The organism is Marinobacter sp. NFXS11 (assembly GCF_040148675.1).
Lineage (GTDB): Bacteria > Pseudomonadota > Gammaproteobacteria > Pseudomonadales > Oleiphilaceae > Marinobacter.
In genome coordinates this window covers 192,722-219,094 of sequence record NZ_JAGDDV010000004.1, presented here as the reverse complement: position 1 = coordinate 219,094, position 26,373 = coordinate 192,722, and the positions used below count along the sequence as shown (strand labels likewise).

20 protein-coding genes and 5 tRNA genes are annotated in these 26,373 nt (G+C 55.9%); all 25 read left to right on the top strand.

The window, feature by feature from the left end:
- Positions 1 to 302: 302 nt before the first annotated feature.
- The 25 genes from J3362_RS19735 (at position 303) to tuf (J3362_RS19615) (ending at position 26,265) form a co-directional block, all read left to right on the top strand.
- A complete protein-coding gene (locus tag J3362_RS19735; RefSeq protein WP_349521881.1) occupies positions 303 to 1,502 on the top strand; it encodes a hypothetical protein in 1,200 nt (399 codons plus the stop codon).
- 10 nt (positions 1,503 to 1,512) lie between these two features.
- Positions 1,513 to 2,592 carry a hypothetical protein gene (locus J3362_RS19730; protein ID WP_349521880.1) on the top strand — a complete coding sequence of 360 codons (1,080 nt, stop codon included), beginning with the start codon at positions 1,513 to 1,515 and terminating at the stop codon, positions 2,590 to 2,592.
- Positions 2,589 to 3,137 (top strand): hypothetical protein, encoded by a 549-nt coding sequence (locus J3362_RS19725; protein ID WP_053114291.1) that lies wholly within the window; start codon positions 2,589 to 2,591, stop codon positions 3,135 to 3,137. The genes J3362_RS19730 and J3362_RS19725 overlap by 4 nt, the downstream gene beginning before the upstream one ends.
- A gap of 20 nt (positions 3,138 to 3,157) precedes the next feature.
- The gene (locus J3362_RS19720; protein ID WP_349521879.1) at positions 3,158 to 5,560 is read left to right on the top strand and encodes a DUF6160 family protein; all 2,403 of its coding nucleotides are present in this window, start codon (positions 3,158 to 3,160) and stop codon (positions 5,558 to 5,560) included.
- A gap of 102 nt (positions 5,561 to 5,662) precedes the next feature.
- Positions 5,663 to 6,628, top strand: coding sequence for a biotin--[acetyl-CoA-carboxylase] ligase (locus J3362_RS19715; RefSeq protein ID WP_349521878.1), 966 nt, complete (start codon positions 5,663 to 5,665; stop codon positions 6,626 to 6,628).
- Positions 6,625 to 7,359 carry a type III pantothenate kinase gene (locus J3362_RS19710; protein WP_502882453.1) on the top strand — a complete coding sequence of 245 codons (735 nt, stop codon included), beginning with the start codon at positions 6,625 to 6,627 and terminating at the stop codon, positions 7,357 to 7,359. Before J3362_RS19715 ends, J3362_RS19710 begins: the two co-directional genes overlap by 4 nt.
- On the top strand, positions 7,356 to 8,030 hold the full coding sequence (locus J3362_RS19705) for a hypothetical protein (protein ID WP_349521876.1): 675 nt from the start codon (positions 7,356 to 7,358) through the stop codon (positions 8,028 to 8,030). Before J3362_RS19710 ends, J3362_RS19705 begins: the two co-directional genes overlap by 4 nt.
- 31 nt (positions 8,031 to 8,061) lie before the next feature.
- Positions 8,062 to 8,137, top strand: a tRNA-Thr gene (locus J3362_RS19700).
- 39 nt (positions 8,138 to 8,176) lie between these two features.
- A tRNA-Tyr gene (locus J3362_RS19695) sits at positions 8,177 to 8,261 on the top strand.
- An 11-nt stretch (positions 8,262 to 8,272) separates the two neighbouring features.
- A tRNA-Gly gene (locus tag J3362_RS19690) sits at positions 8,273 to 8,347 on the top strand.
- A 14-nt stretch (positions 8,348 to 8,361) separates the two neighbouring features.
- Positions 8,362 to 8,437, top strand: a tRNA-Thr gene (locus J3362_RS19685).
- Between the two features lie 51 nt (positions 8,438 to 8,488).
- The gene (gene tuf, locus J3362_RS19680; RefSeq protein ID WP_349521869.1) at positions 8,489 to 9,685 is read left to right on the top strand and encodes an elongation factor Tu; all 1,197 of its coding nucleotides are present in this window, start codon (positions 8,489 to 8,491) and stop codon (positions 9,683 to 9,685) included.
- 37 nt (positions 9,686 to 9,722) lie between these two features.
- Positions 9,723 to 9,798 (top strand) — tRNA-Trp (locus J3362_RS19675).
- A 33-nt stretch (positions 9,799 to 9,831) separates the two neighbouring features.
- Positions 9,832 to 10,200 (top strand): preprotein translocase subunit SecE, encoded by a 369-nt coding sequence (gene secE / locus J3362_RS19670; RefSeq protein ID WP_349521875.1) that lies wholly within the window; start codon positions 9,832 to 9,834, stop codon positions 10,198 to 10,200.
- A 12-nt stretch (positions 10,201 to 10,212) separates the two neighbouring features.
- Positions 10,213 to 10,746: a transcription termination/antitermination protein NusG gene (gene nusG / locus J3362_RS19665; protein ID WP_088558168.1), complete on the top strand. Its 534-nt coding sequence runs from the start codon at positions 10,213 to 10,215 to the stop codon at positions 10,744 to 10,746.
- Positions 10,747 to 10,864: 118 nt separating this feature from the next.
- Positions 10,865 to 11,296 carry a 50S ribosomal protein L11 gene (rplK, locus tag J3362_RS19660; protein ID WP_064228580.1) on the top strand — a complete coding sequence of 144 codons (432 nt, stop codon included), beginning with the start codon at positions 10,865 to 10,867 and terminating at the stop codon, positions 11,294 to 11,296.
- Between the two features lies 1 nt (position 11,297).
- Positions 11,298 to 11,996, top strand: coding sequence for a 50S ribosomal protein L1 (gene rplA, locus J3362_RS19655; protein WP_349521874.1), 699 nt, complete (start codon positions 11,298 to 11,300; stop codon positions 11,994 to 11,996).
- 225 nt (positions 11,997 to 12,221) lie between these two features.
- Entirely contained in the window at positions 12,222 to 12,752 is a 531-nt protein-coding gene (gene rplJ / locus J3362_RS19650; protein WP_064228578.1) for a 50S ribosomal protein L10, read from the top strand.
- 40 nt (positions 12,753 to 12,792) lie between these two features.
- Positions 12,793 to 13,170, top strand: a complete 378-nt coding sequence (gene rplL, locus J3362_RS19645; protein WP_349521873.1) for a 50S ribosomal protein L7/L12 — start codon at positions 12,793 to 12,795, stop codon at positions 13,168 to 13,170.
- 241 nt (positions 13,171 to 13,411) lie between these two features.
- Positions 13,412 to 17,491 carry a DNA-directed RNA polymerase subunit beta gene (rpoB, locus tag J3362_RS19640; RefSeq protein ID WP_349521872.1) on the top strand — a complete coding sequence of 1,360 codons (4,080 nt, stop codon included), beginning with the start codon at positions 13,412 to 13,414 and terminating at the stop codon, positions 17,489 to 17,491.
- A 76-nt stretch (positions 17,492 to 17,567) separates the two neighbouring features.
- Positions 17,568 to 21,782 (top strand): DNA-directed RNA polymerase subunit beta', encoded by a 4,215-nt coding sequence (gene rpoC / locus J3362_RS19635; protein WP_349521871.1) that lies wholly within the window; start codon positions 17,568 to 17,570, stop codon positions 21,780 to 21,782.
- Between the two features lie 167 nt (positions 21,783 to 21,949).
- Positions 21,950 to 22,324, top strand: coding sequence for a 30S ribosomal protein S12 (gene rpsL / locus J3362_RS19630; protein ID WP_008174844.1), 375 nt, complete (start codon positions 21,950 to 21,952; stop codon positions 22,322 to 22,324).
- Between the two features lie 114 nt (positions 22,325 to 22,438).
- Complete coding sequence (rpsG, locus tag J3362_RS19625) at positions 22,439 to 22,909, top strand: 30S ribosomal protein S7 (RefSeq protein WP_008174847.1); 471 nt, start codon at positions 22,439 to 22,441, stop codon at positions 22,907 to 22,909.
- 18 nt (positions 22,910 to 22,927) lie between these two features.
- A complete protein-coding gene (gene fusA / locus J3362_RS19620; RefSeq protein ID WP_349521870.1) occupies positions 22,928 to 25,033 on the top strand; it encodes an elongation factor G in 2,106 nt (701 codons plus the stop codon).
- Positions 25,034 to 25,068: 35 nt separating this feature from the next.
- Positions 25,069 to 26,265 carry an elongation factor Tu gene (tuf, locus tag J3362_RS19615; RefSeq protein ID WP_349521869.1) on the top strand — a complete coding sequence of 399 codons (1,197 nt, stop codon included), beginning with the start codon at positions 25,069 to 25,071 and terminating at the stop codon, positions 26,263 to 26,265.
- Positions 26,266 to 26,373 lie beyond the last annotated feature (108 nt).

Below are 26,373 nucleotides of genomic sequence, written 5' to 3'. Positions count from 1 at the left end.
TCAGAAGTGAAACAGACCAGCGCCGATGGTAGTGTGGCGTTGCCCATGTGAGAGTAGGTCATCGTCAGGCGCCTAATACCGAAAACCCCAGCATCCTCGATGCTGGGGTTTTTTATTGCCTGAAATTTGGCAAATGCCAAAACCATGACGCTGCGCACAGTGACAACATGTAACCGGGGTTACACTTCTGTAAAAGAACTGGCTAAAACAACATCAAAAATCCAAGCCAGCCTCAGAGACGCTCATCAGTCATCTTTAAATCAGCCGCCAATAACAAGAAGCGGCCGCGGTGAGATGTGACTATGAGTAAACCATTTTATTCGCTTCTCCTCCTGCCTTTACTGGCTTCGGGGGTCAACGCCGAACTGCGCCCGATTTCAGATCGACAGATGTCTGAAGTCACAGGGCAGGCCTTTGTATCGGTTGACCGCCAGTACCATCCTGATGCCAACGACAACACCGCCTATACCCGGGTCAATCTCGGAATGGACATTGAAATCCAGACCAATGTAGATGTGCTGGAAATGGGCCGTTACGACCGGGAAGGTGAGAAACCGGGCACTTCGGATGTCTATATTGAAGATTTTGCTCTAGGTTACATTAACAATCAGGCTTACTTTGACGCCAATCCCGAAGCTCCGAGACAGCGAAAGCCCGATGGCAGTACCTATGCCGAGGGGGAAATCGTTCCTTTCCTGATCCAGAATCCGTTTCTGGAGTTCGCCTTCGATGAACAAACCGAAGAAGTGGTCGGCTTCCGACTGGGTTTCGGTGAATCCATGGGTGTCCTGTCCGGCAAGATTGAAACGCTAACTGGCAATGTGAACGTGGACATCATTGACCGCGGTGAAGGGCTGAGCCAGGCCAGCTCAAGCGGTAACCTTTTTGACCAAATCATCGTGCTCCTCACCCCTCTACTCGAAGGCGGTAGTCCATTATCCACCAAGGCAGAGCTGGTTTACGGTGCGGAGGGCGATCCAAACATTGGCTCCCTGGACCCGGTAAGAGCGGAATACATCGGTATCCCGGATGGCGAACGGTTCATTCTCGAAGGCGCAAGCGGCTTTACCCGCTGGTCGGTAAAGAACCTGATCGGCTGGGGGTCGAGTTCCCGAATCGAGGTTCCGGATTGTTCCTTTTTCAGCTGTTCAGGCGGTGACATTTATGTTTACGCGGAGGACTGCCTGGTCCTTGGAATAGATTCCTGTTTCGACCTGGATATCTATAACAGCTTCCCGGTAGGGGAGGTTGGTGAGGTCAATGGCGAGCGACGTATCACCGGGCCGGCCGACGGTGCTTTTATCTCATTCCAGACCAAAGATCTTGATTGGCTGAAGGATGTAAAGAAAACAGACTTCACGCCCGAAGATTTTATCAAGGCCACATCAGGTGCCTTCTTCAATATTCCCAACGGCGCTACTGAGGTGAATCTCAATGAGGCGCTCTATGGTACCCAGCGTTACCGCACCGAATACATCGACCGCGGCAAAGGTCTGTTCTGAGGGGCTTCGTATGAAATGGTTCAATTTCAGTCAGCTTCCTGTTTTCGCGCGGCTCTTTCCGGTGATGGCGGCTGTTCTGACTGCCCCAGTGCCTGTTGAGGCGGAGCTTCAGGGACTTTCGGAAACTGAAATGTCCTCGATTGATGGAGCCGGGATTGGCCTTGTACTGGAGAATTTCAAATTCTCTCATGGAACGGATGAGCCGGATGCCTCGGGAGAGCAGGCACGCATTTTCCGGATTGGCGGGATCAAAAGCACGGACGGTCGTGATGTCGATATTACGGTAAACCATCTCTACATCGCCGGGGCCAATAGCAACTACGGAGAGACCCTGGGCCCGGTCAATCTCGGTAGACTCCTGAACCCGTGGAAAATCGATGTGGTGGATGGCAATGATATTGGTATCGCTAACAAGGCGGTGCTGGAGTTCTCAGCCAGTGCCATGGTCAATAGCGACCAGGGTTATGACTGCATGGACTCCGGGGCCGGTCCTGGCAGCGGCACCTGCTCGAGTCGCCCGGCGTCTGCCGGATACATCGGAGAGCGAGCAGACATCGGCATGCAGATGAACGTGGCAGTTGGTGACGACCGGTCTGCCAATATCAATATCCACGCAAAGAGTGCTGTCATCGATGGTAGCTATCTGCGCCTTTGGGGCGATAACGATCGGCGCCAGATGGTCGGCCAGTTCAAGCTGAATTTCTATTCCCCGGAACTTTCTATCAATGCCTGCGCACAGAACGGTTCCACCTGCGGATCACGAATATTGATGAGCAATTTTGCGCTCGAGCTGGCGATTGGCAACCAGCTTCAACCGGTATTCTTCGATGTTGATGGCAGTGGAAACTTTGTAGTGGAGGTTGCTGCAATTCGGCGCCCTCAGCCGGGCGAGATCGGTGCCGACGGTCTCCGCGGCAGCAGTGATGCGGACGCCTGGGATTTCTACGAGTCCTACTACACGAACCCGGAGTTTCGCAGCAATCTCAAGATCGGAAATTTCAGTGTTGGCGACCGCGATTTTGGTTCGGCCCGCGTCCAGGGAATGCTGATACAACACTTGAACATTAAGACCAGGGATCTGAGCCAATGAAATCGTTTCTGCGCAGAACAATACTTGCTCTCCCTGTTTTTCTGTTTTCACTCCCCAGCCTTGCCGAACTCGCCCGCCTGGGAGATGAAGCTCTCTCGGATATCTCCGGACAGGGTGGGATCTACCTGTCCGGCGACATCAGCATCAATGAAATGGGCGGTCCGGTTGAGAACAGTTATTTCGGACGTTGTGATGACGTGGACAAGAAGTGTGGCGCCCGTTTTGCTTACCGGCTGAAAGAAAACGGCGGATGGATGGTGCTTGATGATATTCGGGGCAATTTCGCGTTTGAGGGCCTGACACTGCGGGTCCGCAAAGTCGATTCGGGGTTCGGTGGTGATGGCGAACTGTTCAATCGGGATGTGCTGGAGCTTGGGCTGCCCAATACTGTTCGGTTCAACGACGTCCAATTCAAGATTTCTTCCAGCAGCACGGCCCGGCCGACCGACCCCGGCTTTCAGCAGACCGACATATTCTCTGTTGATATGCGAGGGGACGTTGTGATGGAAGGAAACCTGCTCGTGTTTCCGGCGGGGAATCCGTGAGATTGAAGGGGTTAACGGTTATGGGCGCGCCAGACAGAATCAAACAACAGGCCCCGATTGCCACTGGGCTGTTTTGTGTGGTCCTCGCCTCCCCGGTGGTCGCTGACATGAAAAGCCTGGACGATTCCACTCTGGCAAACATCAGTGGCCAGAGTGGTCTGTCCGTAGAGCTCGATCTTGGCCTGACGGCAGATCGGCTGTCCTATGTTGATGATGGCAACGGCATCCATCTGGACGGTTTTCGCATTGGTTCGGCCGTTGATCCTTCTGGTCAGGCATTCCACCTGATTCGCATCGATGTTGAGGAGGATGCATCCCTTAATCTCGATTACCTGGTGAAAGACCGACGGATCGAGTTCGGTGATATCCGGCTCGCCGGGGCCCCCGGTGTCAGTATGGGGGGGATCTTTTTCGATCATTCTCTGGAAGGGTATTTGAATATAAGCCAGGGCAGTTCCGTTGCTGGGGCCGGTTATACCTTTGACTCCGCCTACACGATGACTGCCGGCCGTCTGGGGTATCGCACCAATGGCAATGAAGTTTTTCTGGACGATATCACCATGAATGTGGAGGCACTGGGAGTAACTCTGGATGTGGTCGGCGACACTCTGGCTCTGAATGCGCCCAGAATAACTGGGGATTGGGAGGTCGGCGCGATTCGTTACAGCAGCAACCCCCTGAATCATGGCGTATCTGTCGATTCCGGCAACGGACAGCCTCTGCCCAGCTATGGCAGCCTGAGTGGAAGTTACGAGCTTTCCTCCAGCACCAACCTGACTGCCGGCGGCCGATCCGGGGAGGGCCTTCGAATCGATAACGAGACCGTTATACGCTCGGCCGCTTTTCTATACAGGGATGACGGAAAGGCCTTCGCGCTTCGAGACATCACTGGCGTCTATCGGATTAACGACCTCCGGCTCGATGTGGCGACCGACTGGCAGAATAGATCGGCCCTGGCCCTGACCCTTGGCTCCATGGATGGTGAATTCAGCATTGGCGCTATTGAGGTGGGTGGCAATGGCAAGAGTATCGGTCAGGTGAATGTCAGCTTTTTGCTTGAAGATCAGGTGTTCAACGGCCGCAGCTATTCCAATGCGATCTATCTGCAGGGGGGTGGACACCCTGACGCCGGCCCGCAGGGCTTGCGACTTGCGACTGAATGGAGTCTTCGGCTTGCTGATTTCAGCTACACCGAAGACGGCAACCGGGTGATCTTCAGTGGACTGCAGTCCTGGGGGCAGGGCGATGTAACGGTCAATGTAACTCGCGATGGCGTCACCAACGGTACCGAGTTCTTCGATGGTCTGCGGATTGGTTTCGAGGACATCAGGGCCGGCTACCGGATCAACGGTCTGCGAGTAGGGAGTGACGACGCCCCCTTGCAGGGTGGCACAGAGCTGCTGCTGGCACTGGGTTTCTATCCGGCCTACGAATTCGAGCTTGATGGCCATGTGACGCTCGGTGCAGGAGGCGCATCGGGTGAGGGGATTACCATCAATTCCGATGTCAGCATCAGGAACGGCAAGGCTGCGATTATCGCGGCGCCCTACGATGAAGGTAATGGTGAGATTCCCCAGAAGGGCCTCTGGATTACCGAACTGGATTATGACGCGCATGTGCGCGACATGACCGTTGATGTCAGCCAGGAGGGGCTTGCGGTTATCAAGGGCGAATCCTGGAGCACCATGGATATCGGCAATCTGAGAATCGGCGACAAGGAATCCGGTCAGAGTTTCGGGAGGTTCGTGATTCAGAAATACGAAACCGGCAGCAGCATGACCGTCGTCCCGGGCGGGGCCGGTGATGTCTGTGCTGGTGGCATGGGTGATAGTCCATCCGCCTGTACGGCTTCCGGAGGCGTCTGGGAAACCCGGGGTGAGGAGGGGCTGACGGTCCGCCTGAAGCAGGTGCTTGCCAAGGCCATCAATGAAGCCCGGAAAAACTCGCTGACCTGGGAAACCAACCGGCAAAGCAGCGGAGTTGGTGAGTCCATGAACGGAACCGGGACGAGCCTCGTTCTGAACGATATCCACACCAGCGATGGTGGGGACTTCGATGGTGACGGCGTAGACGATAACTCGTTTGGGCTACGCACCGATCTTTCCGTGGATGTCTATCAAACCCGGGTTGTGAAGAAGGCGGACGGTCCGGATGCGATGGGAGTATCGGGCAACCGGGGCGATGAAAAAATTATGGATGGTTCGTCCACTGCCGGTTACCGCTATGTCTCCAATCCAACCCTCGCCGAGGCCGACAACAGACCGCTCGGGTTTGCGGTGAAGGCGAGAAGCCGGTTCAAGGAACTCTCGATCAACAATATCGATCTGGTTCATCCCGTTGGCGGTGCTCAGACGGCCGTCTATGGCGTCAAAATGCAGAACTTCGATATCAAGGCCAATCTGACCGCAACCCCGATTCCCTGATCTTCCGGCAGGCGGTTCGCAAAGCGACGCCGCCAACTTTGTCTTTTTCCCTTCCCTGGTGTTTAATCCGGCCTTACCCAATTCCATGGCTGGATGCATCTTATGAAATCCAAAGCACTTATAGAGCTGCTCAGTGACGGTCAGGTTCATTCCGGAGCCGCGCTGGCCGAAAAGCTCGGGGTTAGTCGTACCGCAATCTGGAAGCAGATTCGTCGCGCGATGGAAGAAGGTGCTGACATTGCCACGATTCGCGGACGTGGATATCAGCTGGTGTCCCGGGTCGACCTGCTCGATCGGGCCCGGGTGCTTGGTGAAATAGCCGCCGGCCGGGAACAGGAGCTCTCACTGACAGTCCTCGACGAGGTTGACTCAACCAATGCCGAGGTGATCAGGCAGATTACCGCCGGAAGCAAGGGTATCCCGGTGGTTATTGCCGACTGCCAGACGTCCGGCCGCGGTCGACGGGGGCGTGTCTGGCAAAGCCCTCGGGGCGAAAACCTGTACCTTAGCCTGGGGCTAACCTTCCACGGCGGCTTCGGTGTACTGGATGGGTTGAGCCTGGTGCTCGGCGTTGCGGTGGCCAATGCCCTGGAACGACTGGGAGTGCCAGAAGTCGGACTCAAGTGGCCAAATGATATTTTTCTTCCGGACGGCAAGCTTGGCGGCATCCTGGTGGAGCTCCAGGGCGAGCTGGAGGAAGGGGTGGTGCAAGTAATCGCGGGCATCGGATTGAATGTACACATGTCCCGGGCCGACGGCGTTGATCAACCCTGGAGCAGCCTCGCCAGGGCCTGCCCTCAAGTCGAATGGTCGCGCAGCCAGATCGGCGGTGCAATCATTGATGCTGTATTCGATGCTGTGGCCCTGTTCTCGGATATCGGGTTTGCAGATTTTCGGGAGTCCTGGCAGCGTCGCGATGTGTTTATGGGAAAATCGCTCAAGGCCCGGGGCGGAGATGTTGAAGGTGTCGGTTGTGGCATTGATGACGCCGGCAACTATCAAATCCGGACCGAAAACGGGCTTGTTCCGGTGCGCGCAGGGGAAATCAGTCTGCGATGGGCAAAATGAATCTGTTTATTGATGCTGGTAATACCCGACTGAAATGGTGTCTCGCAAACCAGAATGGGGTTCTGACCTCAGGGGCCGGCTCTCTCGAAGACGAGAACCCCCTGGGATTGTCGGGCGAACTGATCGGACAGGTGGTGTCTGTCGCCATATCCACAGTTGCGTCTGAAGAGAGGCGAAGTCATTTGGCGGGCTCCATCGCGAAGCTTTGTCAGGCGCCGGTTCGCTTTTACTGGTCCGAGCGGTCCCGGAGTGGCCTCATGAACGCCTACCAGGATGTCTCCAGAATGGGGGCCGATCGTTGGCATGGGATGTACGGTGCCTGGCTCGATCACAAGCAGGGCTTTGCGGTCCTGGATGCAGGCAGTGCCGTTACTGTCGATTACGTTGATCGGCATGGTCAGCATCTGGGTGGTTATATTCTTCCTGGTCTGCAGATGATGTTGCGCAGTCTCCGGACCGATGCCGCCCGGATCTGGTTCGACCCAGACCAGGGGCTGGCAACGGACCCCGGCAAGAGTACCGGAGAATGCGTGAACCATGGTCTTGCCTGGCTGTCTGCAGCGATGATTGAGCGGGTGATCGCTGACGCCCGTAAACTATCATTGTCCGAGGTTCTGGTTACTGGCGGCGACGCAGACCGGCTTATCGGTCTTGGTCTGCCCGGTATTTCTCGCCCGGACCTTGTGTTATCGGGCCTTCGTGCAATTCATGCGGAGGAAGCCCGCGGATGAGGTGGTTGGCGTTGGTGCTGGTGCTGGTGAGTATTGCTATCTATTACCTGCCGGACTTCGTGGGGCCATCGGGCGGCATGACCAACGTTGCCAGTGGCAGCCTGCCAAGGGTGGCCAGCCTCAAATCACCGGGGCCGGAAGACTCCGGTGTCGGGCCTGGTGCACCGGCCGGTAAATCCGAAATGTCGTGTGCCCGCCTCGGATGGCTCGAAACCGCGGAGCGCGCCCAAAGCCTGGTGGACAGTCAACCTCTTGCGGAGGAAGCTGGTTTCAGGGTTGAAGAAGTCGAAAGAGAGCTGGCGCCCCTGCACTGGGTTCTTATTCCGCCCCAGCCCGAGGCTGTTGCTTTGCGCCAGTTTCGTGACATTCAAAGGCAGGGAATCGACTCCTATCTGGTCACCGAGGGCGAAAACCGCAATGCCATTTCACTGGGGCTGTTCGAGTCTCGCGAATCTGCAATTTCCGTGCTGGAAGAAAAAAAACGTCAGAATCTTAATGCGGTACTGGTCAACTTCCCCCGAAATCAGATAAGCTACGCGCTCTCTTTTGAGGCTGAACCGGAACTCGCTGAAGAACTGGTTCAGGCGGTGAAAGCGGATTACGGCAGCAATTTCGATTTCGTTGAAATCAGGCCTTGTGAAGGTGTTGCAACGCCAGAAAAAAATCCGTAGTATACCGCCCTCGCTGACGAGGCGAATGTGAGCTGGCGTAGCTCAGTTGGTAGAGCAGCTGACTTGTAATCAGCAGGTCGGGGGTTCGATTCCGTCCGCCAGCTCCACTTTAAGTTTTGACGGATTTGCTCACGCAAATCCGACTCGGAGGGGTTCCCGAGTGGCCAAAGGGATCAGACTGTAAATCTGACGGCATCGCCTTCGCAGGTTCGAATCCTGCCCCCTCCACCACTAAATTGCTCGCGGGCATCGTATAGTGGCTATTACCTCAGCCTTCCAAGCTGATGACGCGGGTTCGATTCCCGCTGCCCGCTCCAATTTGTTTTGAAATGCTCATGTAGCTCAGTTGGTAGAGCACACCCTTGGTAAGGGTGAGGTCGGCGGTTCAAATCCGCCCATGAGCTCCATTATTTATCCGGTCAACGTTACGATCCTGGTTGATTAGGGAGATTGGTCGAATGTCTAAGTCTAAGTTTGAACGTAATAAGCCGCACTTGAACGTAGGCACCATTGGTCACGTTGACCATGGTAAAACCACTTTGACTGCTGCCCTGACCCGTGTATGTCACGAAGTTTGGGGTACAGGGTCTGCGAGTGCATTCGATCAGATCGATAACGCACCGGAAGAGCGTGCGCGTGGTATCACCATTGCGACCTCTCACGTTGAGTACGATTCCCCGAATCGCCACTACGCTCACGTAGACTGCCCGGGCCACGCTGACTATGTGAAGAACATGATCACTGGTGCAGCGCAGATGGACGGCGCGATCCTGGTTTGCTCCGCAGCTGACGGCCCCATGCCGCAGACCCGTGAGCACATCCTGCTGTCCCGTCAGGTTGGCGTGCCTTTCATCGTTGTGTTCCTGAACAAAGCGGACATGGTGGACGATGAAGAGCTGCTCGAGCTGGTTGAGATGGAAGTTCGTGACCTGCTGAGCCAGTACGACTTCCCGGGTGACGACACTCCGATCATCACCGGTTCTGCGCTGATGGCGCTGGAAGGCAAAGACGACAACGAGATGGGTACTACCGCTGTCAAGAAGCTGGTAGAAGCTCTGGATGACTACATCCCTGAGCCGGAGCGTGCGATCGATCAGCCGTTCCTGATGCCGATCGAGGACGTCTTCTCTATCTCCGGTCGTGGTACCGTTGTGACCGGCCGTGTTGAGCGTGGCGTGATCAAGACTGGTGACGAAGTTGAAATCATTGGTCTGAAAGACACCGTCAAGACGACTTGTACCGGTGTTGAGATGTTCCGCAAGCTGCTGGACGAAGGCCGTGCGGGTGAGAACATTGGTGCGCTGCTGCGTGGCACCAAGCGTGACGACGTTGAGCGTGGTCAGGTTCTGGCGGTACCGGGCTCCATCACTCCGCACACCAAGTTTGAGTGCGAAGTGTACGTACTGTCCAAAGAAGAAGGCGGCCGTCATACTCCGTTCTTCAAGGGCTACCGTCCGCAGTTTTACTTCCGTACCACCGACGTAACCGGTTCTTGCGAACTGCCGGAAGGTGTGGAAATGGTTATGCCGGGTGACAACGTCAAGATGAGTGTTACCCTGATTGCTCCGATCGCCATGGAAGATGGCCTGCGCTTCGCGATTCGTGAAGGCGGCCGTACCGTTGGTGCCGGCGTGGTCTCCAAGATCATCGAGTAATAGACTCGAGAGTAAGTGCACTGAGTTGTTTCGGTGCAGGCCAGTAGCTCAATTGGCAGAGCAGCGGTCTCCAAAACCGCAGGTTGGGGGTTCGATTCCCTCCTGGCCTGCCATTTTTTAACATCCGGATACATAAGTTGATTCCTATGGAGTCAAAAGCCGTTCAGTCAGCCAGCCGTTTCGATTTCCTGAAGTGGCTGGTTGTTTTCGTTCTGATCGCCATCGGTGTGGTGGGGAATCAGTATTATAGTGCCGAGTCTCTGCTGTATCGGGTTCTGGCTCTTGTAGGTCTCGCAATTGTAGCGGCGCTTGTTGCCCTCCAGACCGACCGTGGCCGTCGCTTCGCGACGCTGCTGAAGGAAGCGAGAGTCGAGATCCGGAAAGTGGTATGGCCCACCAGGCCCGAGCTCGTGCAGACGACAGCGATTGTTGTGGTGTTTGTGCTGGTTGTGGCTCTGTTGTTGTGGGGTATGGATTCGCTGATCAGCTTGCTGGTCGCCGGGTTTATCGGTTAACAGGAGTGGGCAATGGCTAAGCGCTGGTACGTCGTTCATGCGTATTCTGGCTTCGAAAAGCAGGTAATGCGCACTCTCAGGGAGCGCGTTGCGCTGCACGAGATGGAAGACCGTTTCGGCGAGATCCTGGTTCCGACCGAGGAAGTCGTCGAAATGCGAGAAGGGAAGAAGCGCAAGAGTGAGCGCAAATTCTATCCCGGGTACGTACTGGTCCAGATGGAAATGGACGATGCGACGTGGCACCTTGTCAAGAATACTCCGCGTGTTCTTGGTTTTATTGGTGGTACCAAGGACAAGCCGGCACCGATTACCGAAAAGGAAGCGGAAGCGATCCTTCGTCGAGTGGAGAGCGGTGCCGACAAACCCAAGCCGAAGACGCTGTTCGAGCCGGGTGAGGTTGTTCGCGTTGTTGAGGGTCCGTTTGCGGACTTCAATGGTGTGGTTGAGGAAGTTGACTACGACAAGAGTCGAGTCAAGGTTGCTGTTCTGATCTTTGGTCGTTCAACTCCGGTGGAGCTGGAGTTTGGGCAGGTCGAGAAAGACTGACCGGTAACAGGAAAGCTGAAAGCTCGCGCGCTCAAGCGACGCGGGCTTTTTGTGTCTGCTTTTGGCAGTTGTAAAAAACGGGGAGCCGAGAGGCGCTTGAACCCATAGGAGATCTATCATGGCAAAGAAAATTGAAGCGTACATCAAGCTTCAGGTTGCTGCCGGTAAGGCCAACCCGAGTCCCCCCGTTGGTCCCGCTCTGGGTCAGCGCGGCGTGAATATCATGGAATTCTGCAAGGCGTTCAACGCCCAGACTCAGGACATGGAGCCTGGTCTGCCGATTCCGACCGTGATCACCGTTTACAGTGATCGCAGCTTTACCTTTATTACCAAGACTCCGCCTGCGCCGGTTCTTCTGCTGAAGGCAGCTGGCATCAAGAGCGGCTCTGGTCGTCCGAATACCGATAAAGTCGGTACTGTGACCCGCGAGCAGCTCGAAGAAATTGCCAAGACCAAGGAGCCGGACCTGACTGCAGCCGATATGGATGCAGCGGTACGTACCATTGCAGGAACCGCCCGCAGCATGGGCCTGAACGTGGAGGGCCTGTAACATGGCAAAGCTGAGCAAGCGTCAGAAGCTTATTCGTGAAAAGGTAGACTCTACCCGTTCCTACTCTGTAGACGACGCAGTTGCACTGTTGGTTGAGCTGGGCCAGAACGTGAAGTTCAAAGAGTCTGTGGACGTGGCCGTTAACCTCGGCGTTGACGCACGTAAATCGGACCAGGTAGTTCGTAGCAGCACTGTTCTGCCTCACGGCACCGGAAAGACCGTTCGCGTTGCTGTGTTTACCCAGGGTGCCAATGCTGAGAAAGCAACGGCCGCTGGTGCAGATATTGTGGGCATGGACGACCTGGCTGACGAAGTTAAGAAAGGCAACATGGATTTCGACGTGGTCATCGCCACTCCGGACGCCATGCGTGTCGTTGGTCAACTGGGCCAGATTCTTGGTCCCCGTGGCCTGATGCCGAACCCGAAGGTGGGTACTGTGACTCCTGACGTTGAGACTGCGGTCAAGAACGCCAAGGCCGGTCAGGTTCGCTACCGCACCGACAAGAACGGCATTATCCACGCTCCGCTGGGTAACGTTGAATTCTCTGCCGAGAACATCAAGGAAAACCTTGAAGCTCTGGTGGCAGATCTGAAAAAGGCCAAGCCGTCGTCGGCGAAAGGCGTGTATCTCAAGAAGATCACCATTTCCTCGACTATGGGTCCTGGCCTGACTATCGATCAGAGCGGTCTCGCTATTTGATCCTTTGATCGGTGGTTACTTTGTAGTCTGGGCGGAAGCCAAGGCTGTCAAAGACCGCAGGCCCCCGAAGCACTTCCGGTCAAACTGGAAGTGCTGCAAGGGTTAAAGCAACGCCTGCGCAGACGGTGTGAAGACGTTCTCTCTGAACCCAAACACCGTTAGGAGCCCCGCGAGGGGTATATGTGGGTTTGCCGGGAAGACCCGGCGAAATCGAGGAGAAATCCAGTGGCAATTAGACTCGAAGACAAGAAAGCGATCGTCGCTGAAGTCAACGAGACTGCCGGTGGTGCTCTGTCTGTGGTTATGGCTGACTACCGTGGTGTTACCTCTGGTGACATGACGGCGCTTCGTGCCAAGGCTCGTGCCGAAAACGTGCGTCTGAAGGTTGTTCGTAACAACCTGGCGAAGATCGCGATTCGCGGTACCGAGTTCGAGTGCATTGACGAAGCTCTGGTCGGCCCGACCATTCTGGCATTCTCTATGGAAGATCCGGGCGCGGCAGCGCGTCTGCTGAAGGATTTTGCCAAAGAGAAAGAGGCGTTCGAGATCAAGGGACTGGCCGTCGGCGGAGAGCTGATGGGTGCAGACCAGATCGATCGTCTTGCCAAGCTGCCAACGCGTCACGAAGCGCTGACAATGCTGGCCGCTGTAACACAGGCACCGATCACCAAGCTGGCACGGACACTGAACGAAGTTCCTTCGAAAGTGACTCGTGCTGTAGCGGCAGTTCGCGACCAGAAGCAAGAAGCTGCTTGATTCTGTTGAACACCATTTTTTATATTTTTGGGAGAAAGTCATGGCTCTGTCTAACGAAGACATTTTGAACGCAATTGCTGAAATGAGCGTAATGGACGTTGTTGCGCTGGTTGAAGCAATGGAAGAGAAATTCGGTGTTTCTGCCGCTGCAGCCGTTGCTGCTGCTCCGGCTGCTGCTGGTGGTGGCGAAGCCGCTGCTGAAGAGCAGACCGAGTTTGACGTTGTACTTACCGGTCCTGGTGAGAAGAAAGTAAACGTAATCAAGGCCGTTCGTGAACTGACCGGCCTGGGTCTGAAAGAAGCCAAAGAAATGGTCGACAGCGCTCCTTCCGTTGTTAAGGAAGCAGCTAGCAAAGGCGACGCTGAAGAAGCCAAGAAGAAGCTCGAGGAAGCAGGCGCTTCTGTTGAGCTCAAGTAAGAGTCGGCTGTTGATCGAAACCGTGCGATAAGCATGGACAGGCTGGTGGCTTCGGGCCACCGGCCTTTTTCTGTTGTATATGCTATAGAGTCTGGTGAGCAATTGCAGGTTGATGTCAGATCTATAACCTACAGCCAGAGTCTTGTTCAAGACGGCGCGATAAGCCGAGCAATTCGGCCCCGAAGCAGAACATTGGTTGCTTCTTGATACCAGGTATCAGGTCTAAAGCTGGGGAATGCAGATGACTTACTCCTACACTGAGAAAAAGCGGATTCGCAAAGATTTTAGTAAATTGCCTTCCGTGATGGACGTCCCCTATTTGCTGTCTATTCAGCTGGATTCGTTCCGGGACTTCCTCCAAATGGAAGCCGCTGCTGAAGACCGCCGGGAAACCGGTCTTCACGCAGCATTCAAATCCGTATTCCCGATTGTCAGTTACTCTGGCAATGCCGCGCTCGAATACGTGAGCTACCGTATTGGCGAGCCGGTTTTTGATGTCAAGGAATGCCAGCTTAGGGGCGTAACCTATGCAGCGCCGCTGCGGGTGAAGGTCCGCCTTATCATTTACGATAAGGAATCGTCCAACAAGGCGATCAAGGACATTAAAGAGCAGGAAGTCTACATGGGCGAGATGCCCCTGATGACCGAGAACGGTACCTTCGTTATCAACGGTACCGAGCGCGTTATTGTTTCCCAGCTCCACCGGTCTCCGGGTGTGTTCTTCGATCACGACAAGGGCAAGACCCATTCGTCCGGCAAGCTGCTGTATTCTGCCCGGGTGATTCCTTACCGTGGTTCCTGGCTGGACTTCGAGTTTGATCCGAAGGACTCCGTGTTCGTTCGTATCGACCGTCGTCGCAAACTGCCGGCATCCATTCTTTTGCGTGGCCTGGGCTACACCTCCGAGCAAATGCTGGAGATGTTTTTCGAAACCAGTAAGTTCAGCCTGGGCGCGGAAGTGTGCAAGCTGGAGCTGGTGCCGAGTCGTCTGCGTGGCGATATCGCAACCTTTGATATCAAGGACAATGACGGTAACGTGATTGTCGAGGAAGGTCGCCGGATTACGGCCCGCCATATCAAACAGCTGGAAAAAGCCGGTATCAACGAGCTCGAGGTGCCGACCGAGTACCTGTATGGGCGTGTACTGGCGAAAGACATGATCGATCAGGCTTCCGGTGAAGTCCTGGTAGAGTGTAACTCCGAGCTGACCGAAGAACTGGTCACCAAGATTCTCGACGCTGGCGTGAAGGATATCGAAACCCTTTATACCAACGATCTGGATTGCGGTCCGTTCATGTCTGACACCCTGCGTATCGATCCGACCCGCACCCCGCTGGAAGCGTTGGTTGAGATTTACCGGATGATGCGCCCGGGCGAGCCGCCCACCAAGGAGTCGGCTGAGAACCTGTTTAACAACCTGTTCTTCTCTGAAGAGCGCTATGACCTGTCTGCGGTTGGCCGGATGAAGCTGAACCGCCGTCTGCGCCGTGAAGAAAGCACAGGTGAGGGCACCCTGACCCACGAAGACATCATCGACGTGCTCAAGACCCTGATCGATATCCGTAACGGCCAGGGCAATGTGGATGATATCGATAACCTGGGTAACCGTCGTGTTCGTTGTGTTGGCGAAATGGCGGAAAACCAGTTCCGTGTTGGCCTGGTTCGGGTTGAGCGCGCGGTTCGTGAGCGTCTGAGCCTTGCTGAAAGCGAAGGCCTGATGCCTCAGGATCTTATTAACGCCAAGCCGGTAGCTGCCGCGGTTAAAGAGTTCTTCGGGTCCAGCCAGCTGTCTCAGTTCATGGACCAGAACAACCCGCTGTCCGAGGTCACGCACAAGCGTCGTATCTCGGCTCTTGGGCCAGGTGGTCTGACCCGTGAGCGTGCAGGCTTCGAAGTCCGTGACGTGCATCCGACCCATTACGGCCGTGTATGCCCGATCGAGACGCCGGAAGGTCCGAACATCGGTCTGATCAACTCGCTGGCGACTTACGCCCGTTCCAATTCGTACGGTTTCCTTGAGAGTCCGTACCGTAAGGTTGAGAACGGCGTGGTAACCGATGAAGTGGTTTACCTGTCCGCAATCGAGGAGAGCAACTACGTCATCGCCCAGGCCAGTGCTGCCATGGACGAGAAGACCAAGCGTCTGACCGACGAGCTGGTTACCGTTCGGCACCAGAACGAATTTACCGTTACTCCGCCGGAGAGCGTTAACTTCATGGATGTATCTCCGCGCCAGGTAGTATCGGTCGCAGCATCCTTGATCCCGTTCCTGGAGCATGACGACGCCAACCGGGCACTGATGGGTGCGAACATGCAGCGTCAGGCAGTTCCGACCCTGCGCTCCCAGGTACCTCTCGTAGGTACTGGTGTAGAGCGCACGGTGGCACAGGACTCCGGTGTCTGTGTCACGGCCCGCCGTGGCGGTGTGATTGAGAGTGTCGACGCGGCCCGTATCGTGGTTCGTGTCAACAACGAGGAGACAGAAGCGGGTGACGCAGGTGTGGATATCTACAACCTGACCAAGTACACCCGTTCGAACCAGAATACCTGTATCAACCAGCGTTCCATTGTGCGTCAGGGTGACGTGATTGCCCGTGGCGACGTTCTGGCAGACGGTCCGTCCGTTGATCTGGGTGAACTGGCCCTGGGGCAGAACATGCGTATCGCGTTCATGCCCTGGAACGGTTACAACTTTGAGGACTCCATTCTGATTTCCGAGAAAGTGGTGCAGGAAGATCGCCTGACCACTATCCATATTCAGGAACTGACCTGTGTGGCTCGGGACACCAAGCTGGGTAGCGAGGAAATCACCGCGGATATTCCGAACGTTGGTGAAAGTGCGCTGTCCAAGCTGGATGAGTCCGGTATTGTTTACATTGGTGCTGAAGTGGGCCCCGGTGACATTCTGGTAGGCAAGGTCACACCGAAGGGTGAGACCCAGCTGACGCCGGAGGAAAAGCTGCTGCGTGCCATCTTCGGTGAGAAGGCGTCCGATGTTAAGGATACCTCCTCCCGCGTGCCGACTGGCACCCGCGGCACCGTTATCGACGTTCAGGTCTTTACCCGCGACGGTATCGAGAAGGATCAGCGTGCCCAGTCCATCGAGAAAGAGCAGCTGGACCAGTATCGCAAGGATCTGAAAGACGAGTATCGGATTGTTGAAGGTGCGACCTTTGAGCGTCTGAACAGTGCGTTGAAAGGGCAGGAAGTGATCAGTGGGCCGGGTCTGAAGAAAGGCGCCACCCTCGAAGAGAGCTACCTGGCCGAGCTGCCGCGTTCCGACTGGTTCAAGCTCCGGATGAAAGACGAGAGCCTGAACGAGCTGCTGGAGAAATCCGAGCAGGGGCTAGAGGACCGCAAGAAAGAGCACGAAGCGCGCTTTGATGACAAGAAAGGCAAGCTTCAGCAGGGCGACGACCTTGCACCGGGCGTACTGAAGATCGTCAAGGTATACCTGGCTATCAAGCGTCGTATCCAGCCGGGTGACAAGATGGCCGGTCGTCACGGTAACAAGGGTGTTATTTCCTCGGTGATGCCGATCGAAGACATGCCTTACGACGAGCATGGCAATACCGTTGACGTGGTTCTGAACCCGTTGGGTGTTCCCTCGCGGATGAACGTAGGTCAGGTGCTTGAGACTCACCTGGGTGCTGCAGCCAAGGGTCTGGGTGAGCGTATCAGCCAGATGTTGGACGAGCAGCGCAAGGTGGCTGAATTACGCAAGCTGCTGGATGAGATCTACAATCACTCAGACGAAGTGTTCAAGGTGGACCTGGATTCCCTGTCCGACAAGGAAATCCTGGAGATGTGCCACAACCTTCGCGGCGGTGTGCCCATGGCAACACCGGTATTCGACGGTGCCAAGGAAGCGGAGGTCAAGCGCATGCTTGAGCTTGCGGGACTGAGCACCACCGGTCAGACCATGCTGTATGACGGTCGCACCGGTGATATGTTCGACCGCCCGGTGACGGTTGGCTACATGTACATCCTGAAGCTGAACCACCTGATCGACGACAAGATGCACGCTCGTTCCACCGGCTCTTACAGCCTGGTTACCCAGCAGCCGCTGGGTGGTAAGGCGCAGTTCGGTGGCCAGCGCTTCGGTGAGATGGAAGTTTGGGCTCTCGAGGCCTACGGTGCAGCTTACACGCTGCAGGAGATGCTCACCGTCAAGTCTGATGACGTGAACGGTCGGACCAAGATGTACAAGAACATTGTCGATGGCGATCATCGGATGGAGCCGGGCATGCCCGAATCCTTCAACGTTCTTGTCAAGGAAATCCGCTCGCTGGGTATCGACATCGAGCTGGAATCCGAGTGAGCCGAATTGTTTTTGGCAGCGTGAGCGGGCACGACCAGTGCCCGCCCGAGATTAACGCCATCCGGAGCTTTTACTGATGAAAGATTTGCTGAATCTTCTCAAGAGCCAGAACCAAAGCAAGGAATTCGACGCTATCCGCATTGGCCTGGCGTCGCCTGACATGATCCGTTCCTGGTCCTTTGGCGAAGTGAAGAAGCCTGAGACCATTAACTACCGTACCTTCAAGCCGGAGCGCGACGGTCTTTTCTGTGCCAAGATCTTCGGCCCGATCAAGGACTACGAGTGCCTGTGCGGTAAATACAAGCGCCTGAAGCATCGCGGTGTTATCTGCGAGAAGTGTGGCGTTGAGGTCGCATTGGCCAGTGTGCGTCGTGAGCGTATGGGCCACATCGAGCTCGCCAGCCCGGTCGCGCACATCTGGTTCCTGAAGTCACTGCCGTCCCGTATCGGTCTGATGCTGGATATGACCCTGCGCGATATCGAGCGGGTCCTGTACTTCGAATCCTTTATTGTTATCGATCCGGGGATGACCACCCTGGAGAAGGGCCAACTGCTGAACGATGAGCAGTATTACGAAGCCCTGGAAGAGTTCGGTGACGAATTTGACGCCCGCATGGGTGCTGAAGCGGTTAAGGAACTGCTGGAAGGTATCGATCTGCAGGAAGAGGTTGATGCCCTGCGTGAAGAGATTCCGCAGACCAACTCCGAAACCAAGATCAAGAAGTTCAGCAAGCGTCTGAAGATTCTTGAGGCGTTCCTTTACTCCGGCAATAAGCCAGGCGACATGGTCATGACCGTGCTGCCGGTTCTGCCACCGGATCTTCGCCCACTGGTACCGCTGGACGGTGGCCGCTTCGCGACCTCTGACCTGAACGATCTGTACCGTCGGGTGATCAACAGGAACAACCGCCTCAAGCGCCTTCTGGAGCTTAATGCTCCTGATATCATCGTGCGCAACGAGAAGCGGATGCTGCAGGAAGCAGTCGATGCGCTGCTGGATAACGGTCGCCGAGGCCGTGCCATTACCGGCACCAACAAGCGCCCGCTGAAGTCCCTGGCTGACATGATCAAGGGTAAGCAGGGCCGTTTCCGTCAGAACCTGCTTGGTAAGCGTGTGGATTACTCCGGTCGTTCGGTGATCGTGGTAGGTCCCTACCTGCGCCTGCACCAGTGCGGTCTTCCCAAGAAGATGGCTCTGGAGCTTTTCAAGCCGTTTATTTTCTCCAAGCTGGAGCATCGCGGCCTGGCGACCACCATCAAGGCCGCCAAGAAGATGGTCGAGCGCGAGGAAGGCGTGGTCTGGGATATCCTGGACGAAGTCATCCGCGAACACCCGATCATGCTGAACCGAGCGCCGACCCTGCACCGTCTGGGTATCCAGGCGTTCGAGCCGGTTCTGATCGAAGGCAAGGCGATCCAGCTGCACCCGCTGGTCTGTGCCGCCTACAACGCGGACTTTGACGGTGACCAGATGGCGGTCCACGTACCGCTGACCCTGGAAGCCCAGCTCGAAGCCCGTGCGTTGATGATGTCCACCAACAACGTGCTGTCGCCGGCCAACGGCGAGCCGATCATCGTACCGTCCCAGGACGTGGTACTTGGTCTGTACTACATGACCCGTGAGCGCAAGAGCGCCCTCGGTGAAGGCATGGTGTTTGCTGACGTCAAAGAGGCTCACCGGGCCTATGGCGCCGGAATGGTGGATCTCCAAGCTATTGTGAAAGTTCGGGTAAAGGAAGTCACAATTGCCGAGGACGGTTCGCGCTCCGAAGAATACAAGATTGTTGATACCACGGTTGGTCGGGCGCTGTTGTTTGACATCGTGCCGGATGGCCTCTCCTATGAGCTGGTCAACAAGCCGATGGTCAAGAAGGCGATCTCTAACCTGATCAACACCTGCTACCGTGATGCCGGTCTCAAAGACACCGTCATTTTCGCGGACCAGCTGATGTACATGGGCTACCACTACGCGACCGTGTCCGGCATCTCGATCGGTTTCAACGATTTCGAGATTCCGCCGGAGAAGTACGAGCTGGTCGATGCCGCATCCGCTGAGGTGAAGGACATCGAGACCCAGTACGCGTCCGGTCTCCTGACCCAGGGCGAGAAGTACAACAAGGTTATCGACATCTGGTCCCGTGCCAACGATAAAGTTTCCAAAGCCATGATGGAGCGTCTGGCGAAGGAGCAGGTTATCGGGCCTGATGGACAGCCGGTGAAGGGTGAAGACGGCGAATACCTGATGCAGGAGTCGTTCAACTCGGTTTATATGATGGCCGATTCCGGCGCCCGGGGTTCCGCGGCCCAGATCCGTCAGCTGGCCGGTATGCGTGGCCTGATGGCCAAGCCGGACGGCTCTATCATCGAAACGCCGATCACTGCGAACTTCCGTGAAGGTCTGAACGTACTCCAGTACTTCATCTCCACCCACGGTGCCCGTAAGGGTCTGGCGGATACCGCTCTGAAGACCGCGAACTCCGGTTACCTGACCCGTCGTCTGGTAGACGTGTCCCAGGATCTGGTCGTTACCGAGCCAGACTGTGGCACCGACGAAGGTCTGCTGATGACGCCGCACATCGAAGGTGGCGACGTTGTAGTGCCTCTGGGCGACCGGGTTCTGGGTCGTGTGACCGCACGTGATGCGTTTACTCCGACCGACAAGGACAACGCCGTTATTGCTGCCGGCACGCTGCTGGACGAGAAGGCCGTTGAAACCCTTGAGCGGGCCGGTGTGGACGAAGTCTGGGTTCGCTCTGCGATTACCTGTGAGACCCGCCACGGCATCTGTTCCAAGTGCTATGGCCGTGATCTGGCTCGTGGTCATCAGGTCAACGTTGGTGAGGCTGTAGGCGTTATCGCTGCTCAGTCCATCGGTGAGCCGGGTACCCAGCTGACCATGCGTACCTTCCACATTGGTGGTGCTGCGAGTCGGGCATCCGCGGTCGACAATATCCAGGTCAAGCATGGTGGTACCGTACGCCTGCACAACATGAAGTCTATCGAAAAGGCCGATGGCTCCCTGGTGGTGATCTCCCGCTCCTCTGCTCTGGCCATTGCCGATGACCAGGGTCGTGAGCGCGAGTGGTACAAGTTGCCGTATGGCGCCGTTCTCTCCGTCAAGCACGGTGACGCGGTTGAAGCCGGTGTTGTGGTTGCCAAGTGGGATCCGCACACCCACCCGATCATCGCTGAAGCTGGTGGTACCGCGAAATTCGTCAACATGGATCAGGGCATCACAGTCCGTACCCAGACCGACGAGTTGACCGGTCTCTCCACCATGGAGGTCATTGATCCCAAGGAGCGTCCCGCGGCTGGCAAGGACATCCGTCCGGCCATTCAGCTGGTTGACGAAAAAGGCGAAGAAGTCGAACTGCCAGGTGGTGGTACTGCGATCTTCTTCCTGCCCGCAAACGCGCTGGTCACCATGGCCAATGGCGCGCGAGTTGAGCTGGGGGACGTGGTAGCGCGGATTCCGCAGGAAAGCTCCAAGACCCGGGATATTACCGGTGGTCTGCCACGGGTTGCGGACCTGTTTGAAGCCCGTCGCCCGAAGGAATCGTCCATCCTGGCTGAAATCAGCGGTATGGTCTCGTTCGGCAAGGAAACCAAGGGCAAGAAGCGTTTGGTGATCACACCGAAGGATGGCGATGCTTACGAAGTTCTGATTCCGAAACACCGTCAGCTCAACGTCTTTGAAGGCGAGACTGTTGAGAAGGGTGAGGTGATTTCTGACGGTCCGTCCAACCCGCACGATATTCTGCGTCTGCTGGGTGTGGTCGAGCTGGCCAAGTACATCACCAACGAAATCCAGGATGTTTACCGTCTGCAGGGCGTTGTCATCAACGATAAACACATTGAGGTTATCGTTCGACAGATGCTGCGTAAGGTCGAAATCTCCGATCCGGGTGATACGACTCTGCTGTCCGGTGATCAGGTGGAAATCACCCAGGTGCTTGAAGAAAACGAGAAGGCCGATGCGGCCGACAAAGAGCCTGCGCGGTTCGAGCGTCTGCTGCTGGGTATCACCAAGGCTTCCCTGGCCACCGAGTCGTTCATTTCTGCGGCTTCGTTCCAGGAAACCACCCGGGTACTCACCGAAGGTGCGGTTACCGGGAAGCGTGATTACCTGCGCGGCCTGAAAGAAAACGTTGTGGTTGGTCGACTGATTCCGGCTGGTACCGGTCTGGCGTACCACAATGAGCGTCGTCGCAAGCGTGACCTGGAAGAGCAGGGCGTAACAGCGGCCGACGTGGAAGAAGCTCTGAGTGCCGAGCTCAACCGCGAAAGCTGAGTTGGGCCGGCGAACCGCCTCCGGGTAGTTACCTACCCGGGAGGTGGTCAAAAAGAGACCAGTCATCTTGACTGTCCAGGGGCGCAGGCTTACACTTGCGTCCCTTAAATTTTACCCCCTGCACAGGGGGTAAGTTTCATTGATATGGTTTTTTGGAGTTTGCTTACATGGCAACGATTAATCAGTTGGTGCGTAAGCCTCGTAAGCGCAAGGTAGCCAAGAGCGATGTTCCTGCTCTTCAGGCCTGCCCTCAGCGCCGTGGTGTGTGCACTCGTGTATATACCACAACGCCGAAGAAGCCGAACTCAGCACTGCGTAAAGTGTGCCGTGTTCGTCTGACCAACGGCTACGAGGTTTCCTCATACATTGGTGGTGAAGGTCACAACCTTCAGGAGCACAGTGTTGTGCTTATCCGTGGCGGTCGAGTAAAAGACCTTCCGGGTGTGCGCTATCACACTGTTCGCGGAACGCTGGACACCCAGGGTGTACAGAACCGTAAGCAGGGCCGCTCCAAGTACGGTGCAAAACGACCCAAGTCCTGATGTCCCGAGTGGGTGTCTTTTATCGTTGCTTGTCAGAACGGTAAGAGTAAGGCTGAGTAGCATTTGCTATCTCAGGGGTTCCTGAAGACCTTTTAGATATATAAGGGCTTATCGATGCCTAGAAGAAGAGTTGCAGCTAAGCGGGAAATTATCCCGGATCCGAAATTCGGCAGTGCACGTCTTGCCAAGTTCATCAACCACGTGATGGAAAGTGGCAAGAAGTCTACCGCAGAGCGCATTGTTTACGGCGCTCTGGACATTGTTGCCGAGAAATCCAAAGAAGAGCCGATCGACATGTTCGAGAAGGCCCTGGAGAACATCCAGCCGATGGTTGAGGTTAAGTCCCGTCGTGTTGGTGGTGCTACTTACCAGGTGCCTGTCGAAGTACGGCCTTCCCGTCAGAACGCGCTGGCCATGCGCTGGCTCGTAGAATATTCACGGAAGCGCGGTGAGAAGTCCATGGCTCAGCGTCTGGCTGGTGAAATCCTGGACGCCGCTGACAGCAAAGGCTCCGCTGTTAAGAAGCGTGAAGATGTTCACCGCATGGCAGAAGCCAACAAGGCGTTCTCTCACTTCCGTTTCTAACCAGCCGAGGTTTATACAGTGGCACGCAAGACTCCTATCAAGCGTTACAGAAACATTGGTATTTGTGCGCACGTTGATGCGGGCAAAACCACAACCACCGAGCGGGTCCTGTTCTACACAGGTATCTCCCACAAGATCGGTGAGGTTCATGATGGTGCAGCTACCATGGACTGGATGGAGCAGGAGCAGGAGCGTGGTATTACCATCACCTCTGCTGCGACTACGACATTCTGGCAGGGTATGGACAAGCAGTACCCCGAGCACCGGATCAATATCATTGATACCCCGGGACACGTTGACTTCACCATCGAAGTAGAGCGCTCCCTGCGCGTACTTGACGGTGCGGTTGTGGTGTTCTGTGGCTCCTCCGGTGTTGAGCCTCAGTCCGAGACTGTATGGCGCCAGGCCAACAAGTACGAAGTCCCCCGCATGGTGTTCGTCAACAAGATGGACCGTGCCGGCGCCAACTTCCTGCGCGTTGTTGAGCAGATCAAGAAGCGTCTTGGCGCGAACTGCGTTCCTATTCAGTTGCCCATCGGTTCTGAAGACAATTTCGCTGGTATTGTCGACCTGATTCGTAACAAGGCCATCTACTGGAACGAAGCTGACTCCGGCGCTAGCTACGAGCAGAAGGACGTTCCTGCGGAGATGGAAGACGAAGTCGCCATGTACCGCGAGCAGATGGTTGAAGCGGCCGCAGAAGCCAACGAAGAGTTGATGGAGAAGTACCTTGAAGAAGGTGAGCTTTCCATCGACGATATCAAGAAGGGTCTGCGCATGCGCACCCTGGCGAACGAAATCGTTGTGGCCACCTGTGGTTCTGCGTTCAAGAACAAGGGTGTTCAGGCGGTTCTGGATTCCGTTATCGAGTTCCTGCCGGCGCCGGACGAAGTCAAAGCCATCCGTGGTGAAGTAGACGAAGACGGTACCGAGGAGCTTCGTGAGGCGGACGATGATGCGCCGTTCGCGGCACTGGCGTTCAAGATCGCCACAGACCCGTTTGTGGGCACGCTGACCTTCTTCCGGGTCTACTCCGGTAAGCTTGAGTCCGGTAATGCCGTCTACAACTCGGTCAAAGGCAAGAAAGAGCGCGTCGGCCGTATGGTCCAGATGCACTCCAAAGATCGCCAGGAGATCAAGGAAGTGCTCGCGGGCGACATCGCTGCAGCGATCGGCCTGAAGAGTGTGACCACCGGTGACACCCTGTGCGACGAGAATCACAAGATCATTCTCGAGCGCATGGAATTCCCGGAGCCGGTAATTTCCGTTGCCGTTGAGCCGAAGTCCAAGGCGGACCAGGAAAAGATGGGCGTTGCCCTGGGCAAGCTGGCTCAGGAAGATCCGTCGTTCCGCGTCCGTACCGACGAAGAATCCGGTCAGACCATCATCTCCGGCATGGGTGAGCTTCACCTGGATATCATCGTTGACCGCATGCGTCGCGAGTTCAAGGTAGAGGCGAACATCGGTAAGCCGCAGGTCGCCTACCGTGAGCGCATTCGCAAGTCGGTAGACGTCGAAGGCAAATTCGTGCGCCAGTCTGGTGGTCGTGGTCAGTATGGTCACGTCAAGATCAAGCTTGAGCCGTTGCCGCTGGATGATGAAGATGGCGAAAACTTTATCTTCGTGAATGAGATTGTTGGTGGTGTTGTTCCCAAGGAATACATCCCGGCAGTTCAGCAGGGTATTGAAGAGCAGATGCAGAACGGCTGTCTGGCCGGTTATCCGCTGCTGCGTATCAAGGCAACCCTGTACGACGGTTCCTATCACGACGTTGACTCCAACGAAATGGCCTTCAAGGTCGCCGGTTCGATGGCAATGAAAAAGGGTGCCCTCGAGGCGAGCCCGGCACTGCTCGAGCCGATCATGCGAGTTGAGGTTGTGACGCCGGAAGACTACATGGGTGATGTTGTAGGCGACCTTAACCGTCGTCGCGGTGTTATCCAGGGTATGGACGAAGGTCCTGCCGGTAAGGTCATTCGTGCAGAGGTTCCGTTGTCGGAAATGTTCGGTTACGCCACCGACCTGCGTTCTGCAACGCAAGGCCGGGCGTCCTATGCGATGGAGTTCTCTGGTTATTCAGAGGCGCCTTCGAACATTGCCGAAGCGATCATTAAAAAGGGTTGATCCCCAGGACTTAAGAAACAGGAAGAGGTGTAACCGTGTCTAAATCTAAATTTGAGCGTAATAAGCCGCACTTGAACGTAGGCACCATTGGTCACGTTGACCATGGTAAAACCACTTTGACTGCTGCCCTGACCCGTGTATGTCACGAAGTTTGGGGTACAGGGTCTGCGAGTGCATTCGATCAGATCGATAACGCACCGGAAGAGCGTGCGCGTGGTATCACCATTGCGACCTCTCACGTTGAGTACGATTCCCCGAATCGCCACTACGCTCACGTAGACTGCCCGGGCCACGCTGACTATGTGAAGAACATGATCACTGGTGCAGCGCAGATGGACGGCGCGATCCTGGTTTGCTCCGCAGCTGACGGCCCCATGCCGCAGACCCGTGAGCACATCCTGCTGTCCCGTCAGGTTGGCGTGCCTTTCATCGTTGTGTTCCTGAACAAAGCGGACATGGTGGACGATGAAGAGCTGCTCGAGCTGGTTGAGATGGAAGTTCGTGACCTGCTGAGCCAGTACGACTTCCCGGGTGACGACACTCCGATCATCACCGGTTCTGCGCTGATGGCGCTGGAAGGCAAAGACGACAACGAGATGGGTACTACCGCTGTCAAGAAGCTGGTAGAAGCTCTGGATGACTACATCCCTGAGCCGGAGCGTGCGATCGATCAGCCGTTCCTGATGCCGATCGAGGACGTCTTCTCTATCTCCGGTCGTGGTACCGTTGTGACCGGCCGTGTTGAGCGTGGCGTGATCAAGACTGGTGACGAAGTTGAAATCATTGGTCTGAAAGACACCGTCAAGACGACTTGTACCGGTGTTGAGATGTTCCGCAAGCTGCTGGACGAAGGCCGTGCGGGTGAGAACATTGGTGCGCTGCTGCGTGGCACCAAGCGTGACGACGTTGAGCGTGGTCAGGTTCTGGCGGTACCGGGCTCCATCACTCCGCACACCAAGTTTGAGTGCGAAGTGTACGTACTGTCCAAAGAAGAAGGCGGCCGTCATACTCCGTTCTTCAAGGGCTACCGTCCGCAGTTTTACTTCCGTACCACCGACGTAACCGGTTCTTGCGAACTGCCGGAAGGTGTGGAAATGGTTATGCCGGGTGACAACGTCAAGATGAGTGTTACCCTGATTGCTCCGATCGCCATGGAAGATGGCCTGCGCTTCGCGATTCGTGAAGGCGGCCGTACCGTTGGTGCCGGCGTGGTCTCCAAGATCATCGAGTAATTCGCTCGTTTGATCAGGAAAAAGGGGCTGATTCTTCAGCCCCTTTTTCTGTTTCAGCCGCAAAGCCAGCTCAACCCGGTCAATCAGCAATGCTGTTGACAGGGTTGA

What these genes read in the sequence shown, in the direction of transcription:
- J3362_RS19735 (WP_349521881.1), top strand. Translation starts at nt 303, where the DNA reads ATGAGTAAACCATTTTATTCGCTTCTCCTCCTGCCTTTACTGGCTTCG.
- J3362_RS19730 (WP_349521880.1), top strand. Translation starts at nt 1,513, where the DNA reads ATGAAATGGTTCAATTTCAGTCAGCTTCCTGTTTTCGCGCGGCTCTTT.
- J3362_RS19725 (WP_053114291.1), top strand. Translation starts at nt 2,589, where the DNA reads ATGAAATCGTTTCTGCGCAGAACAATACTTGCTCTCCCTGTTTTTCTG.
- J3362_RS19720 (WP_349521879.1), top strand. Translation starts at nt 3,158, where the DNA reads ATGGGCGCGCCAGACAGAATCAAACAACAGGCCCCGATTGCCACTGGG.
- J3362_RS19715 (WP_349521878.1), top strand. Translation starts at nt 5,663, where the DNA reads ATGAAATCCAAAGCACTTATAGAGCTGCTCAGTGACGGTCAGGTTCAT.
- J3362_RS19710 (WP_502882453.1), top strand. Translation starts at nt 6,625, where the DNA reads ATGAATCTGTTTATTGATGCTGGTAATACCCGACTGAAATGGTGTCTC.
- J3362_RS19705 (WP_349521876.1), top strand. Translation starts at nt 7,356, where the DNA reads ATGAGGTGGTTGGCGTTGGTGCTGGTGCTGGTGAGTATTGCTATCTAT.
- tuf (WP_349521869.1), top strand. Translation starts at nt 8,489, where the DNA reads ATGTCTAAGTCTAAGTTTGAACGTAATAAGCCGCACTTGAACGTAGGC.
- secE (WP_349521875.1), top strand. Translation starts at nt 9,832, where the DNA reads ATGGAGTCAAAAGCCGTTCAGTCAGCCAGCCGTTTCGATTTCCTGAAG.
- nusG (WP_088558168.1), top strand. Translation starts at nt 10,213, where the DNA reads ATGGCTAAGCGCTGGTACGTCGTTCATGCGTATTCTGGCTTCGAAAAG.
- rplK (WP_064228580.1), top strand. Translation starts at nt 10,865, where the DNA reads ATGGCAAAGAAAATTGAAGCGTACATCAAGCTTCAGGTTGCTGCCGGT.
- rplA (WP_349521874.1), top strand. Translation starts at nt 11,298, where the DNA reads ATGGCAAAGCTGAGCAAGCGTCAGAAGCTTATTCGTGAAAAGGTAGAC.
- rplL (WP_349521873.1), top strand. Translation starts at nt 12,793, where the DNA reads ATGGCTCTGTCTAACGAAGACATTTTGAACGCAATTGCTGAAATGAGC.
- rpoB (WP_349521872.1), top strand. Translation starts at nt 13,412, where the DNA reads ATGACTTACTCCTACACTGAGAAAAAGCGGATTCGCAAAGATTTTAGT.
- rpoC (WP_349521871.1), top strand. Translation starts at nt 17,568, where the DNA reads ATGAAAGATTTGCTGAATCTTCTCAAGAGCCAGAACCAAAGCAAGGAA.
- rpsL (WP_008174844.1), top strand. Translation starts at nt 21,950, where the DNA reads ATGGCAACGATTAATCAGTTGGTGCGTAAGCCTCGTAAGCGCAAGGTA.
- rpsG (WP_008174847.1), top strand. Translation starts at nt 22,439, where the DNA reads ATGCCTAGAAGAAGAGTTGCAGCTAAGCGGGAAATTATCCCGGATCCG.